12 protein-coding genes and 2 pseudogenes are annotated in these 15,290 nt (G+C 57.9%); 6 read left to right on the forward strand and 8 right to left on the reverse strand.

Features of this window, described 5'->3' with window-relative positions; genetic code table 11:
* Positions 1-48: 48 nt before the first annotated feature.
* The 5 genes and pseudogenes from AB4Z24_RS21425 to AB4Z24_RS21445 all read left to right on the forward strand — a co-directional run.
* The gene (locus tag AB4Z24_RS21425; protein ID WP_441711508.1) at positions 49-1,317 is read left to right on the forward strand and encodes an SfnB family sulfur acquisition oxidoreductase; all 1,269 of its coding nucleotides are present in this window, start codon (positions 49-51) and stop codon (positions 1,315-1,317) included.
* Between the two features lie 221 nt (positions 1,318-1,538).
* Complete coding sequence (locus tag AB4Z24_RS21430; protein ID WP_441711510.1) at positions 1,539-2,357, forward strand: alpha/beta fold hydrolase; 819 nt, start codon at positions 1,539-1,541, stop codon at positions 2,355-2,357.
* Between the two features lie 342 nt (positions 2,358-2,699).
* Positions 2,700-3,776 carry a sulfate ABC transporter substrate-binding protein gene (locus AB4Z24_RS21435; RefSeq protein ID WP_441711512.1) on the forward strand — a complete coding sequence of 359 codons (1,077 nt, stop codon included), beginning with the start codon at positions 2,700-2,702 and terminating at the stop codon, positions 3,774-3,776.
* A 61-nt stretch (positions 3,777-3,837) separates the two neighbouring features.
* The gene (locus AB4Z24_RS21440; protein ID WP_441711514.1) at positions 3,838-5,619 is read left to right on the forward strand and encodes a SulP family inorganic anion transporter; all 1,782 of its coding nucleotides are present in this window, start codon (positions 3,838-3,840) and stop codon (positions 5,617-5,619) included.
* Between the two features lie 69 nt (positions 5,620-5,688).
* Positions 5,689-5,880: pseudogene (locus tag AB4Z24_RS21445) on the forward strand (arsenical resistance protein ArsH); the annotation flags it as partial.
* A gap of 134 nt (positions 5,881-6,014) precedes the next feature.
* Here AB4Z24_RS21445 and AB4Z24_RS21450 read toward each other — a convergent pair.
* From AB4Z24_RS21450 to AB4Z24_RS21480, 7 genes are read right to left on the reverse strand one after another with little or no spacing between them, the layout of a single operon-like run.
* Positions 6,015-6,674, reverse strand: coding sequence for a hypothetical protein (locus AB4Z24_RS21450; RefSeq protein WP_441711515.1), 660 nt, complete (start codon positions 6,672-6,674; stop codon positions 6,015-6,017).
* 2 nt (positions 6,675-6,676) lie between these two features.
* Positions 6,677-8,077 carry a selenium-binding protein SBP56-related protein gene (locus AB4Z24_RS21455; protein ID WP_441711517.1) on the reverse strand — a complete coding sequence of 467 codons (1,401 nt, stop codon included), beginning with the start codon at positions 8,075-8,077 and terminating at the stop codon, positions 6,677-6,679.
* A 60-nt stretch (positions 8,078-8,137) separates the two neighbouring features.
* Positions 8,138-8,911, reverse strand: coding sequence for an ABC transporter ATP-binding protein (locus AB4Z24_RS21460; protein WP_441711519.1), 774 nt, complete (start codon positions 8,909-8,911; stop codon positions 8,138-8,140).
* A complete protein-coding gene (locus AB4Z24_RS21465; RefSeq protein ID WP_441711521.1) occupies positions 8,908-9,729 on the reverse strand; it encodes an ABC transporter permease in 822 nt (273 codons plus the stop codon). Before AB4Z24_RS21465 ends, AB4Z24_RS21460 begins: the two co-directional genes overlap by 4 nt.
* A 10-nt stretch (positions 9,730-9,739) precedes the next feature.
* The gene (locus AB4Z24_RS21470; RefSeq protein WP_441711522.1) at positions 9,740-10,804 is read right to left on the reverse strand and encodes a putative urea ABC transporter substrate-binding protein; all 1,065 of its coding nucleotides are present in this window, start codon (positions 10,802-10,804) and stop codon (positions 9,740-9,742) included.
* 43 nt (positions 10,805-10,847) lie between these two features.
* Entirely contained in the window at positions 10,848-12,164 is a 1,317-nt protein-coding gene (locus AB4Z24_RS21475) for an NtaA/DmoA family FMN-dependent monooxygenase (RefSeq protein ID WP_441711524.1), read from the reverse strand.
* A 54-nt stretch (positions 12,165-12,218) separates the two neighbouring features.
* Entirely contained in the window at positions 12,219-13,685 is a 1,467-nt protein-coding gene (locus tag AB4Z24_RS21480) for a tetratricopeptide repeat protein (protein ID WP_441711526.1), read from the reverse strand.
* Between the two features lie 390 nt (positions 13,686-14,075).
* Here AB4Z24_RS21480 and AB4Z24_RS21485 point away from each other — a divergent pair.
* A pseudogene (locus AB4Z24_RS21485) lies at positions 14,076-14,798 on the forward strand (chromate resistance protein ChrB domain-containing protein); the annotation flags it as partial.
* On the opposite strand, the gene AB4Z24_RS21490 reads toward AB4Z24_RS21485, so the two are convergent.
* Complete coding sequence (locus AB4Z24_RS21490; protein WP_441711528.1) at positions 14,728-15,204, reverse strand: RrF2 family transcriptional regulator; 477 nt, start codon at positions 15,202-15,204, stop codon at positions 14,728-14,730. The pseudogene AB4Z24_RS21485 and the gene AB4Z24_RS21490 overlap by 71 nt on opposite strands.
* Positions 15,205-15,290: the final 86 nt, after the last annotated feature.

The following is a 15,290-nucleotide window of genomic DNA, read 5'->3' on the forward strand; positions in this document are numbered from 1 at the left end:
TGCGCGGCCCATCGACGAAATCGAATTGCAAAACGAAAGAAACGACAAATGTCAGAACATAAGCCACTTGCCGATCAGATCGACCGCGGGTCCGAGCGTTCGCTCCCTCCTGGCTGGCCGCCATCACGACCCCTGCAGAACGCGACCGTCATCACCAGCGATAAAGAGGCCATCGAAGCCGCTCACCGTCTCGCGCCCATCTTCGCGGAAGGCGCGAGCGCGCGTGACCGATACCGGCAGTATCCCGTGGCCGAGATTGACCGCTTCTCGCAAAGCGGTCTTTGGGGGATAACGATCCCTAAGGAAGACGGCGGACCCGGTGTGTCCCAGACGACGGTCGCCAAGGTGTTTGCAACGCTCGCGGCCGCCGATCCGTCTCTTGCTCAGCTGCCCCAAAGCCACTTCGAGATCGTGGACGTCATTCGTTCGACAGGAACTCCCGATCAGAAGCGGGAGCTATTCGGCGCCATCCTCTCCGGCTCCCGGCTCGGAAATGCCTTTTCGGAATCAGGGGGCAAGAATGTCGAAGATTTTTCCACGCGGATCACGCGGGATGGCGACCATTATCGCGTGAATGGGAAGAAGTTCTATTCGACAGGCGCTCTCTTCGCGCACCTCGTCCCGATCGTGGCGCTGGATGAAGAAGGGCACGTCCTCGTTGCCGTTGCCGACCGCAATAGTCAGGGGCTAACGGTCGTCGATGATTGGTCGGGCATCGGGCAACGCACGACAGCGAGCGGAACCGTCACCCTCGACAACGTCGCGATTCCAGCCTCGCGCGTTCTTCCCGCCCACATCGTCTATGAACGACAGAGCCCCGTCGGCCCGCAGAGCCAGCTCATCCACGCCGCCATCGACCTCGGCATTGCAAGAGGGGCGATCGATACCACCATAGCCTTTGTCAAGCAGCGCGCCAGGCCGTGGATCGACAGCGGCCAGGACGCAGCGAGCCAGGACCCGTTCACGCTGCGCGACATAGGCGATCTCGAGATCCGCTTCGAAGCCGCCGATGCACTGCTGGAGCGCGCCGGCCATCAGCTCGACGCGACGTACAAAAATACCAACGAAGACACAATCGCTCTCGCGAAGGTCGCGGTCGCGGAAGCCAAAGTGCTGACGACCGAACTCGTGATCCTCGCCGCCAACAAGATCATCGAACTCGGGGGCTCACGCGCAACGCTTGAGGCCAACGGCTTCGATCGCTACTGGCGCGACGCCCGGACCCACACCGTACACGACCCGGTTCGCTGGAAGCCCTTCGCTATCGGGCAATACTACCTCAACGGGGTCAATCCGCCGTTGCACTCCTGGATTTGATGCATTTGACGCTCGTGAACGTACAGGTCCCAACCACGTCGATCGGATCAAAGCGGTCCGGTCGATGTGATACGGGACATCGCTGCTAACGCCGCAATCCGAAAAAGGATAGCAGGATCAAATGTTGGACGGAACGCGAAGTCACCGATAGCTCTATTCGCAATCTCTGACGTCGTCGCGGCACGGTGAAGGGAATTCTTCGGACAGAAATGGAGATCACGATGAGCTCGAACGCCGTCTCCGTGTCACGCGCCTCAACGAGTTCGTTCGTAACTTTTGGCAATGGCCGCAAGTACCACTATTTGGAACGATACGCGTCCGGTCCATCCGTTTTGTTTCTACACGGATATATTGATTCTTCCTATAGCTTCGAAGCCTTGCTCAACGCGTTTGAGCATCCCGTTCATAGTTTCAGTTTGGATTGGCGCGGCCACGGAGCGACGGAAGAGGCCGACAGCTACACGCTCGCCGATCACGCTGTGGATGCGACCGAATTCATCGAGCGGGTCATCGGCGAGCCGGTGATTTTGGTCGGCCATTCGCTCGGCAGCATCGTCGCCCAGCGTGTGGCTACAGCGCGCCCTGATCTCGTCAAAAAACTCGTCCTCATTGCCGCCGCGCCAACGGCCGCCAACCATCCGGGGCTTTTGGAACTTCGTGATGATCTTGCACGATTTGATAAGGCCGTTCCGGACATATTCATCGAAGATTTTCAGCGCTCCACCGTTTACGCGCCCATCTCGGAAACGACTATTCTCCGATACATCGACGAAAGCCGCAGAGTTGGTCTCGGTGCCTGGCGCGGCGCTCTTGATGGCCTCATAGGCGAGCCCCCCGGCGCTCCTCAGCCGGTAACGGTGCGGGCGCTCGTGTTGTGGGGTGCGCACGACGGCCTCTTCGATGCAGAGAGTCAGAAGGCGCTTAAAAGTCTTCTCGCGCAGTCCCAAACCGTCCGCTACGACGATGCGGGGCACGCACCACATTGGGAATTTCCCGAACGTGTAGCGCGTGACATCGAGAGATTTCTCGAAGAAAAATAGGATGCCATAAGTCGCGGTACGTAAGGAAATTCTGTTGTTTTCTGCGGAAGTCCAAATCTTCCCAAAAGCGTCGACTATTCCTCTTCGCTCCAGATATAGCTTGAGAAATCTTGGACCCATTCAAAGTAACTGCGACGTGGTCGCCGTCCGTCTCGACGATGTTGCACCGAGCGGTTAGATGCGTGCATTGGATATGAAAAAATATGAGAAGCGCATTAGCGCGCCTCAAATTGAATGGGCCTGAGAAGTGGCTTAACACTGAAAATGTCGTCGAGAAATACCTTGTTCGCTCTCAGCTAGGAATCTCTGCGATCGGTTCTTGGAATTGCGAGCAAAGGTCGAATGCCTATGTTGGATACGACAAAGACGTCTCGAACCAACCCGCATATTTGGCATCGTATTCAGTGGCTGAATGTTTTTGGTATCTTTGCCGTCATCCTGGCAAGCAGCCTGATTGCGAATGAAAATCTGCGGGGCGATACGTCGAAGCAGATTCTCAACGTCTCTTACGATCCGACACGTGAGCTTTACGCCACGCTCAATACGCAATTCGTCGAGCAATATCAGCATCAGACTGGCGTAAGTCTGCAAATCAAACAGTCGCACGGTGGCTCCTCGCGGCAGGCGCTTAGCGTCGTTGATGGCTCGCAGAAGGCCGATGTCGTCACGTTGGCTCTGCCGACGGACGTCGACGCGCTGCGCAAACGCGGGCTGATCGCGGCGGAATGGCGAGCACGCCTGCCCAATAATTCAGTGCCGTACACATCGACGATCGTCTTCGTCGTCCACAAGGGTAATCCAAAGAACATTCACGACTGGCCGGATCTCATCAAGGGTAACGTCGCCATCGTGACGCCCGATCCGCGCACTTCCGGCAACGGCAAATTGAGCGTGCTCGCGGCCTGGGGTTCCGTCACAACAAGGGGGGGCGGCGACGACGAGGCACTCGCCTATCTGAGAGAACTGTTCAAGCATGTCGCTGTCCTTAACGCGGGTGCGCGTGGCGCGGCGACAAGTTTCGCGATCGAGAAGACCGGCGATGTGCATCTGACTTGGGAGAACGAGGCGATCCGTGAAGTTAGTGCGAATAAGGACGAATTCGAAATCGTCTATCCTCCGGTCAGCATAAGGGCCGAACCGGCCGTTGCGTGGGTCGATGCAAATGTCAAGGACAAGGCAACGGCGGACTTCGCTAAGGCATATCTCGAATATCTTTTCACGGACGCCGCTCAGGAAACGATCGGCAAATTTGGCTATCGGCCGGTAAGCCCGGCAATTCTGGCAAAAAGTGCCGATACTCTGCCCAACATCAATCTATTCCCGATCAGCGCCATCGCCAAAGATTGGGATGACGCTCGCGAGAAATTCTTCGCCGACAACGGTATCATCGATCAAGTCGCGCCAGCCAAAACGAAATGAGAAGCAAACGATTTCGCGCCGCGATCGGCTGCGAGTGCCGCACGGGCCCGAGGAGGGAAATATGAGCTTTGCATTGGATTATGATTGGATCCGAGGGCGTCGCGATATCATTGCCGGCCTGACCGTCGCGGCAATTGCGGTCCCAGAGGGTATGGCATACGCGTTGATCGCCGGCGTTGATCCGAAGTTCGGTCTTTATTCGATGATCGTGGTGACGGCGGTGGCCTCAATTTTGGGCTCTTCATCGCAGCTCATCAACGGCCCCACGAGCGCGATCTCGCTGCTCGTCTTCGGGGCGCTTTCCTTTCTGGACCCTGAAAACCGCACGGATCTTTTCGAAGCCATGTTCTTTCTCGCCTTCCTTATCGGCACATTTCAGATCCTCATCGCCGTCTTCAGGCTCGGCGATCTTACGCGCTATATTTCCGAATCCGTCATCATTGGTTTTATGGTCGGCGCGGCTTTCTTACTCGCGATTGGGCAGATTGCCGGCGCGCTCGGGATGCACAATAAAGGAAACGGCCATATGCAGGTTCTGGAACGCCTGTGGCTGACGCTCTTTCACGGCGACCATGTCAATTTCAAAGCATTGCTCCTGAGTGCCGTCGCAATCGTTCTTGCTGTGCTTTTTCGATCGATCGTGCGCCGATATAAACTGCCCCGCCTCGACATGCTTTTAGTGCTAGTTGTGACGGGCTCTATCGCTTACATAGCGGGCTGGTCGGTTGCAGGCTCCGGCGGTGAAACGGCGATCGAGGTCGCGGGCAAAATTCCGGCAAGTTTTCCCACACTGCATGTTCCTATTTTCAAGACGAGCTGGCTTCCCGATCTTACGCAAAGTGCGCTCGCTATCGCCTTTGTGGGCGTGATCGAGGCGCTCTCTATCGCCAAAGCCATTGCCCACGAGACTGGGCAGAAGATCGACTACAACCGCCAGATTATCGCTGAGGGCATTGCCAATCTGACTGGTGCATTTTTCCAAAGCTTGCCGGGCTCAGGATCTCTGTCGCGCTCGGCGATCAACCATCAGGCGGGCGCCGCAACCCGCTTTTCGGGCATTGTTACGGCGGGAGCCTCCGCCGTAGCCCTCGTTCTCTTCGCGCCGCTCTTGCATTTCGTGCCACGCCCTGCGCTCGCCGGTATTTTGTTGCTAACGGCGGCGCGCTTGGTCGACTTCAAGCGGCTAGTCTATACCTTGAAAGTATCGCGCTATGACGCCGCTCTCGCCATCATAACAGCAGTCACTGCGATCGCGATCAACCTCGACACCGCCGTTCTGCTCGGCATCGCTTTGTCGATCCTATTCTTCGTGCCGCGTGCGGCTAAGCTGAAAGCCTCAGAATTGATCGTAACACCCGATCGCGTTGTACGCGAGCGGCTGGCGTCCGACTCCGTCGATCCCCGGCTCGTCATCTATGATCTCGAAGGCGAATTGTTTTTCGGCGCCGCCCCGGAACTCGACCGCTATCTCGACGCGCTCGCCAAGCGCGTGGCCGCACAGAAGGCGAAATTCATCGTGCTGCGCTTGAAGCGTGCCCGTAACCCGGACGTCGTTTGTATCGAGCGGTTGGATCATTTCCTGCGCGAGCAACAGGCGCATGGCGTTACCGTGCTCCTCGCCGGCGTGCGCGATGATACGCTCCGCGCGTTACGCAACATCGGCTTTGAAAGCTGGTTTTCGGCTGAGCAGGTCTTCCCAGAGGAAGACAAAGAATACTCCGCGACGCTCAAGGCAGTGCGTTATGCCTACGCAAAACTCGGAAAGATTGATTTTGGTGCGCCGAATGCCGCAACGGAAAAAGGAGACGAGGACGAGCGGTCGAAACTCTACTACCTAGTTTGAGGAAGCAAACGTATGCGGGTTTGGCGAACCTAGCTTAGCGGATTCCGACTTCTACATGCTTGTTGAATCGAATTCGACAAAGACGGACGCATGAAGCCGTCGTCCTACTACGACCGCGTAGCGGACGTGACGGAGGAGCTTCCGAAGTTCACCCTGCTCTCCCGCGACCGCGCCGAGTACCTGGTGGACCGCTACAGCGAGCGCAAGGAAAGTACGGAAGAGCTGTCGCGGCGCGTCAGTCTTTGGAGAGCGGCGAAATAAATATTCACATCTTCCGCTTTGGGTCATTCGCCACCATCTGTCAGCTGCTCTCAGGCGTTCGCTTACCTTCGGAAAGCGGACTTCTGCGGCAGCGCGTAGTGCTTCGAAACTGGTGCAACGTTGACTGAGGCGCATCAAAGCGCACCAGCGACTGCAACAAGGCCGACGGCGACGAGACTTCCCGCCCAAACCGTATCGAGATTGATCCAGGCTTTGGACAGGACCTGGAGACCGAAATAGCGATAAGTGAGCCACGCGACCACGCCGCCGGCGCTGATCATCGCGATTGCGTGCGCGGCGGATACGAGAACGGCCAGGCCGAGGTTGTTCGTGACGATCGACATTGCCGCGTCGTGGTCCAGGATCGATGAAGGCTTTGTCGTGCAGAGCCCGAGATACATCGGCACGAGCATCAATCCCGCGCCGTGGGCGGTGGCGATGGCGAACGACCAAAGCCCGAGCTGGCTCGGTGGAATGCGCGCAAGCACGCGTGGATGCCGGCGATAGACGAAAAGCAGAATGCCAATGCAGATGACGATCAAGGCCGCGACGATGCGGATCTCATGGTTCCAATACTGCAGGGCCGTCAACATTCCAAAGGGCAATAAAATGACGGCCATCGCCAGGAAGTGGCCGCCGGCCAATGGGCCGAGGGCTGCCAGGAGCGCAGATGGCCTGCGTTCCATCAAGCCCGCAGCGACGGCCAGCGGCCAACCCATGCCGGGGTTGATCCCGTGATAGATGCCGCTGGCGAGGACGGCGAGCCAAAGTCCGATGTTCAAGCCATCGCTCATGGTCAGGCGGACGAGTAGCAGAACGAGTCAGTCGAACAATCGCCGCCTTCGAGCCGGACCTGGTGCGTGCGATAGCCTTCAGGGATTTCGACGCGAAACGTTTTGTTGAATGAAATGCCACCCGCCGGTTCGACGTTGACGATCGCCAAGGCCCCGGGAACTCCCTCGGGATAGAATTGATCATCCCATGTCGAATAGAGCGAGTTCGTTACGTAGACGCGTTTTCCATCGCGGCTGATTTCGAGCATCTGCGGGCCGCCTGCGAAGGCGCTTCCATCGGGTCGGGGCGTCCGCCGCGCGATGCCGCCAGCATGAAGACTGCCGGCGAGCTTCGGCTTTCGCGGGTCGGTGACGTCATATTGGCGAAGCTCGCCCGTTCCCCAGCACGCGACATAGAGAAATTTATCATCGAGGGAGAGATCGATGTCGGTCACCAGCGGCGGGACGGCACCGAAGCCTTTGAGGAGGGGAGGCAATAACTCCGGATCCGCGGGTTCGGCGGGAATTGTCGCCGTTTTTTCGATGCGGAACTCGGAGCCTTCCCGCCACCACGTCCAGATCGATCCTTCGAGGTTGGTGGTATCTACGACAACGCCGAGGAAGCCATATTCCCGGGCGGGATCATGCGCTGGGCGCACTTCGAGCGCCATCTGATGTTGAGCGCCGAGATCGATGGTTTGGACGTTGCGGCGTGCGCGCAAATTCCAGAAGTGAACGCGGTGTCCGTATTTGTTCGCGAGCAAGTCTGCCTGCACGATGCCGTTTTCAAACTGCGGCGGCAGGCCCCACTCGCTGCTGACCATGTAATCGCGCGGCAGGTTCCACCAGAAATCGTAGTGCAGCAGTTGCGGTCCGCGGTCGATCTCCCAACGGCCGAGCACGTCGAACGTTTCACAGTCGAGAATGAAGATGCCCGGAGGACCGTCGGTACCGTCGGGCCCGGCACCGCCCAACGTGCTGACGTAGATGCCGTCCGGTCCGCAGTGGACCGTGTGAGGGCGCGAATAGCCGGTCTTATGGAAGATTTCTTCCGGCTCGATGATCTTGTGAATTTTCGCCTGTGCCGGATGCGGCTTGGTGTCGATGACATAGATGCGCGACGAGCGGAGGCCAGGGATGACGAGGAAACGTCGTTCGATGAAGGCGTGACCCGAGAGCGGAGAAAGTGCTGACGAGCAGGCGTTCCAGCCGAAATGATGAAATTCGTCGCCCTTGTTCGGCATCGTCACGGTGTGCACGATTTTTCCGTATTGCGATGATGCCGGGTCGACATCGACGATGGCGAGCGCGTCCGGTTTCGAGAAGTCTCCGCTCAGCAAGAGCGTGTAGGCAAACTTCTCGGGCGCAGCTTCGATGGCGAGTTTCGGAGAGGCGTGGAAGGTGGAATCTGGTCTTTGAATCATTGCTTATTTCCGTTCAGTTGTCGTCTTTGCGCGCATTTATGCGCGGACAATTGCTATGGGTCAGCGGTATTTGCGTTTCTTTGAGCGGTTTCCTTGCCTGCCGCTCTTTTGAGTAAACGGCGTGACAACGGTCGAGCCTGCCTCCGGAGATCCGTCGGAGGCGATCGTTCCCCCGCCGCCCGGGGCGAAACCGAAGGATACGAGCCGGGTTGCCAAGGTTTGTGCTTCGGCGAGATCGTGGGTCACCATAACGATCGTCGTGCGGCTCTCGCGCCAAAGTCTCAGAACAACGCGATGAAGTTGCGCGCGGATTTCGGGGTCGAGCGCTCCGAACGGTTCGTCAAGCAGCAAAACTTTCGGCCGGCAGACGAGCGCTTGGGCAATAGCCAAACGCTGGCGCATGCCGCCTGACAGTTGGCCCGGATATTTCGATGCGGCCTCGGCGAGGCCGACATCAGAAAGCGCTTGTGTCGCCTGCGCGACGAGCTGCCTGCGCTCGTTGCCGAAGACGCGGCCGATAAGGCGAGAGCGTTTGAACTGCGGACCGACAAGGACGTTTTGCAGCGCGGTCTTGTGCGGGAAGACGGAGTAATCCTGAAATACGACGCCGCGATCCGGCCCTGGGAAGGCAGCAATCGGAGTACCGTCGATCAAGATTTCGCCAGCCGTTGGCCGCAACTGACTGAGCAGGAGGCGGATAAACGTCGTCTTGCCGCTACCCGACGGGCCGGTGACAACGCAGAAATCACCGCTCGAGACGTCGAGGTTGATGTGACGGAGAACGGGATGTCCATCAATCACGACATCCAGGTTGCGGACGGTGATCTGGCTCATCTTGTGTTTCCAGGTTGTGACCAGGGTGAGAGCCGGCGCGCGCCCCAACGTAACCCAAGATCGAATATAAAGGCCAATATGCCGATCCAAATGACGTAAGGGATGATGACATCCATGGCCATGTATCGCCTGACGAGAAAGATCCGGTAGCCGAGACCGCTCTGCGCGGCGATGGCTTCGCCGGACAAAACGAAAAGCCAGGCCGGACCAAGGCTCAGGCGGATGCTTTCGAGAAGACGCGGAAATATTTGCGGGAGCACGATATGGAGCGTGATCAACCACGTCGATCCGTAAAGGGTCTGCGCCTTGATGAGCATTTCCTTCGGGATTTCTCCCGTGCGAGCAGCGATATCGCGTGCAATGAAAGGCGCGATGCCGATCACAATCAGGATGATTTTCGAAGTATCTCCCAAGCCGAATGCAATGAACAGGATCGGGAGAAGCGTAATCGGTGGAATGATTGAAAGCACGGCGACGAACGGCGCAAGCGTCGCGCGCGCAAGGGGCATCAGTCCGACGGCGACGCCAATGCAGAGCCCGATAATCGCGGCGATGCCGAGCCCTACGCCGAGCCGTTCGAGGCTCGCCAGTGTGTCGGCCAGAATGACAAGGTGGCTCGAGATTGGATCCGTCTCGAAACCGACGCGTTGAAGTCCGCTGAGCATCGTCGCGAGAGATGGCAAGAGATTGTCACGCGCATTGACGAGCAACCGTTCAGCGGATGCGAACGCGTACACGCTCGCGACGGTGATAAAGGGAGCTGCCCCGAGGGCAAAGGTCAGCCCTCGAGACGGTGTTGTATTCAGTAAGCGAGCCATCGGATTTTTCTTAGAGTTTGCCTGCTGCCGCGAGAGCCAGAACCGATCTGTCGAACCGCAAGAGAACGTTCTTCGAATTTCCGACGACTTCGCCGTTCGGGAGCTCGATGCCGATTGCGTTGGCGTCCTTCACGTCCTTGCCGAGGAGATTATAGCGATGGGCGAAATCTCGAACGCGGATGAGCGTGTCCTTGGTTTCCGGTCTTTCCGCGAATGCGAGTGCGGCTTTGGCGTCGGAGAAGAGGACGACGGATTTCAACTGCTGCTCATAGCCCGCAGCATCGGTCGCCGAAGCGGTGGCAAGCGCTTTGATGACTTCAGCGCGCTGGGCCGATGTGCCGTTGATGATGCCGACGGTTTCGTACCAAGCGCCGAGCAGGGCTTTGGCGACGTCGGGGTTTTCCTTCAGCTTGCTTGTGTGCAGGAGCACTGATTCAAAGATTTCTCCTGGGATTTTCGAAGAATCGAAGACGATATGAGCGTCGCCGGTTTTCTGGATTTGTTCGACCTGTGGGTTCCACGCGACGATCGCTGAGACGTCGGGGCTCTTATAGGCTGCCACGAAGTCGGCATCGGACGTATTGACGCGCTTGACGTCCTCGGGTTTCAGATTGCCGGTCTCGAGCGCACGATCGAGTAGATAATGGGATACCGAGAACTCGACGAGATTGACCGTTTGGCCCTTGATGTCGGCGAGCTTGTCCTTCTTCTTCAGGATGATGGCATCGGCGCCGTTCGAGTAGTCAATGGGGAAGATTGTCGTGTCGACGCCGTTGGCCACCGGGATGGAATAGACGTCGGCGATGCTGCCGAGCACGCCATCGAGGCCGCCTGCCGAATATTGATTTAGGGACTCGACATAGTCATTGAGCTGCACGAGCTCGATGTTGACGTTGTACTTGTCGGCCCATTTTTTCAGGATGCCGCTCTGCTGTGCATATCCCCAGGGCATCCAAGGCGTAAACACGATCCATCCGAGCTTGAATGTTGGCTTTTCAGCTGCGTGAACGGATTGGGTACCGGCTTGCAGGAGCGATGCAAACGCGAGAAGTGCAGCTAGTATAATTCGTTTCATGAGTTCCTCGTGAGGGGCTACGGAGAAGGTTCGAGTTTATGTTTCAGAATGCTCGCAGGTTTTCGCGTAGTGTTTTGTGTGTGTAGCCATCGCGAACCAGGCCTCTGCGCTGCAGCGCCGGCACAAGACCGTCTGTCACTTCGGCGATATGCCGGCGGTTGGTCGAAAGGCTTGGTGTCGTGATCAAAAAGCCGTCGCCGCCGACCTGCTCGAGAGCTTCGCCCATTTGATCTGCAACTTGGTCCGGCGTTCCGACCAGTTCGATCGAAGCGCAAATTCCGCCTGACGCTTCGACGACGAGCTGGCGCAAGGTTTTGCTGCTGCCCCATTGCTGGAACATGTCGAGCGAGCCCTGCTCCCCGTTAGTAACGAGGCGTTCAGCCAATGGCTTTTCGAGATCGAATTTTTTGAAGTCGATATCGGTGATCGCGGAAATCAATGCGAGGTTCTGCTCGATGAAGCCCGGAGCGAGTGTGATGCGTTCGTGCCGATCGCGTGCCTCGCGCTCGGTTTCTCCGAGCACCGGCGTTACGAGGAACATCACCTTCACGTCATCGGGGTTGCGACCGTGCTTCTTGGCGCGAGCCCGAATATCGTCGCGGTATTCCTTCATTCCTTCGACACCGCCGCTGACGGCAATCACGGCGTCGGCATATCTTGCCGCAAAGTCGCGGCCCGTTGGCGATCCGCCAGCTTGAAGAAGCGTCGGACGCCCTTGCGGCGACCGCGCGGTGTTCAAGGGACCGCGTGATTTGAAATATTTGCCCTCGAAGTCGATCGTGTGGACCTTCTTGAAGTCGGCGTAGGTTCCCGATGCGCGGTCACGGATGATGGCACCGTCTTCCCAGGAATCGAAAAGCTTGAAGACGAGGTCCATGTATTCGTGTGCTCGTTCGTAGCGCTCTTCCCTGGGCGGCAAACGATCCAGGCCGAAGTTCTGCGCGGCGGCGTTTTCGGCGCTCGTCACGATGTTCCAGCCGAAACGTCCGCCGGCCAAGTGGTCGATAGTCGAGCACAGGCGCGCCAGGAGGAACGGCGGATAGCCGAGCGTGGACATGGTTGCGACGACACCGAGATTTTTGGTCGATGCCGCGAGCAACGTCGCGAGTGGAACCGGATCATGTTTGGGTGCCATCCCCAGTGCATGCTTCAGGTAAACCTCGAAACTGCCGCCATATGCTTCGGGAATGGCGAGCTTGTCCTCGAGCATGATGAAGTCGAAACCGGCGCGATCGAGAGATTGGGCCATTTCGATGTGAAACTTGCCGTCCCAGGAATTGCCGCCGTTCGAGAAAGGCTCGTTCCACTCGTCGGCAGTGAAGTTCGTGAACCAACCCAAGTGGAATTTCTTCGATGACACGGAAACTTCGTCCTTTTTGACTTTTGGTGAGGGAAGTGATGCGTTGTTGTTGCGTCAGTGTTGTTGGGAATAGGCGTGTGCCGCGGCGCTGCTTCGCGGGTATGGCTGATCGAGACTCCGCAAGACTTCATCTCTGAGCGATTGCGATCGAGCGTCGCTCTCGCCCGCTCGCTCCAGAGCCTGCGACAAGCGAAGCGCCTCGGCCATTTTCGACCAGTTGTACGGATTGCTCGGATTGAGATTGATGCGTTCCGATGCGAGCGCGCCGGCCAAGTTGAAGCGCCCGCTTCTGATTGCTGCCTCGAGCAGCGTCCGGTCGATTGCGTCGCGCTGCGCTTCGGACCCGCCGAATTCGATCGCGTTTTCGCGAACGCTGTAAAGAAGATCGAGCGCAGTTTCGTAGCGGTCTTCGCCGAAAGCGACGAGTGCTCTTGCGAGGGGGCGTCCGACGCGAACGGTGTTGTGGTAATTGTTCGTGTCCTGATGGCCGTTGGCGATATATTGATCGAGGCGGTTTACCACTGCACGCGCGGCGGCAATGCGGCCGCTGCCGACGTAGGCCATGACGGCATGCACGTCGTTGAAGACGTAGAAGGGTTCCTGCGCCACGGCGTCCCAGGCATCGGCGAGTTTAGAAAAGCGATCCGCGACTGGCACGCGCTGAAGATGAAGGCGCCACAGCAAGGACGATGCGTCCAGCAGGACGAGGGCGATCTTCGGCGAGTCCTGGTTGAAGATGGCATTGTCATAGATTTCGAAAGCGGCGGAGTAGTTGCCGATATCGGTGTTGAAGAGCGACTTGTGCCACCAGTTGTGGGCGCTGAAGAGATTGCCTTCCGCCCAATCATTGCTGCGTTCTGTCATGAAGCGAAGACCGTCGGCGATGGCGCCCCGCATCTCGAAGCTGTGCGTTACGGCGTGCAAGGCCCAGACGTCGTCGGGGCGAACGCTGAGCGCGATCAGGCCATGCTCTTCGGCTCGCTCGAACTGGCCGTTTTCTTCGAGTCCGAAGGCATAGCATCCCTGTACGATGCCGTAGTGTGCATCCGATGGGGTCCAGGCGTTGAGTTGGCGTGCGATGCGATCGCGCAAACTTCTTTTGTTGCCAATGAAGAAATCAAGTTCGTGTCCGATCCGAAGCGCTAGAATATCGCGCGGTTCATCGAGCCCGAGCTGATCGAGGATGCGTGCCGACTTTCTAAGATCGCCGCCGATCCATGCCTCGATTGCCGCCGCGTGATGCCGTTCTCTGTTCGAGAGTTTGTCGATGTTGACGGTCTTCTTAAGCACTTCCAGCGTGTGCTTCGCGCGCTCAGCGAACTGTGGTTCGGTCATGAAGAGATCTAGATAGGCCCGTGCGAAATAGGGAAGGGCGAACCCTGGATCTTCAGCTATTGTTTTATCGAGCGTCGAAAGAACCGAGGATTTGAAGTAGACCAACTCGTCGAGAGCGCTGCGAAAAAGCTCCGCTCCCTTTTCGGTCGAGCCCGTGAGCGCCAGTCCTTCTTGATCGACTTCCATGGGTGTTCTCTTTTTTCAATTCCCGTATTCGCGCGAAGCCGTCGTGCGCCGCAGGTATCGCCTGGGCGGCGGAATGATTGACCGTTGCACTTCAAATGCATTGTGAAATGCATGTTGTGATTTGTGCCGGTATCTCAGCGGAAACAGCGTCCGCGATACGCAGTGCGCCGAAGCGCTAGGAACAAGGGCCGCATCTTTGCAGCCGCCGATTTAGGTCATCCGTCAACTTCCACACCGCTGCGCTTAAAACGGAAGTTGATTTACTCACGAGAAACGAATGTGAGAACTGAATAGAATTTCTAAGCTTAGATGGTCGTTTGCAGAATTGTCTTCCGTGCACGCTGCGTTGCGCTGGGGCACACATGAGCGCGAGGGCCCTCGCGACGGGGCAATAGTCCGCTGCTCATCGACGTGCGGCCGGACGATGCTCCTGTCCATGATCCGCATCTCATTCCCGGCTCTATTCCGCGACCAGACGCTAAAACAGACCATTTGATTGCCACTATCGGCAAAAGACCCTCCGTTGTTATTTGCGAGGACGGTGGCGCTTTGAGCCAAGGCATTGCAGTATGGCTGCGCCATACCGGTGTGGCCGCCGAGACGCTCGAGGGCGGCTACGCCGCGTGGCAGAAGACCGGCCAGCCACTTATCACTACCAAGAACTTGCCACCGCGCGACGTCGAGGGACGCACTGTGTGGGTAACACGCGCGCGCCCCAAGGTTGACCGCATCGCGTGCCCCTGGCTGATCCGTCGCTTCGTCGATCCTGAAGCCGTGTTTTTGTTCGTGGCACCAAGTGAAGTGCTGGAGGCCGCCAAGCGTTTCTCCGATATTCCCGATGTGTTTTGGAGCCACCGGGGCGAGAGGTGTTCCTTCGACACGATGCTTGACGAATTCGGCCTCGCGATTCCGGAGCTGGACCGCGTCGCCACGATCGTGCGTGGCGCCGACACTGCAAGGTCGGATCTTGCGCCCGAAGCTGCCGGACTTTTGGCTGCGTCGCTAGGGTTTTCGCGCATGTACTGCGATGACCTCGAGCAACTCACCGCCGCGATGGCGCTGTACGACGCCTTCTACCGCTGGGCGCGCGATGCAGGTCCAATTGTCGTTTAAAGCTTTCAAAATTCGGCACAAGATCGGCGATTGTGAATTGGTCGAGATGCTGCGCGAAAGCTTCCAGCGCTCCCGCCAGCGCATGACGTAGCGCGCATGCCGGCGTCACGACACAGTTATTGGTCGCCGCGTCGAAGCACTGCACGAAGGCCCCGTTGTCTTCCATGACGCGCATGATCAAACCGACGTTCAAGCTCTCGGCGGGCCGTGCTAGTTTGAGACCGCCGCTCCGACCGCGCATGCTCTCGACAAATCCTTCCGCCGTCAGTCGTTGCGCAACCTTCATGAGATGGTTCTTCGAGATACCATAAGCGCTTGCGATTTCGGCGATCGAGTGGTGGCCCTCTTTGACGGCCAAAAACATCAGCGTCCGAAGGGCATAGTCGGTCTGGAGCGACAATCTCATAAAAGATGCATATCATATACTGGATTTTCCCGCCAAGCTGTGCAAATAGTGCATTTTGAATGCATCTTATTGAGGCGAGGCGTATG

This window comes from Hyphomicrobium sp. 2TAF46 (assembly GCF_052114865.1).
GTDB lineage: Bacteria > Pseudomonadota > Alphaproteobacteria > Rhizobiales > Hyphomicrobiaceae > Hyphomicrobium_B.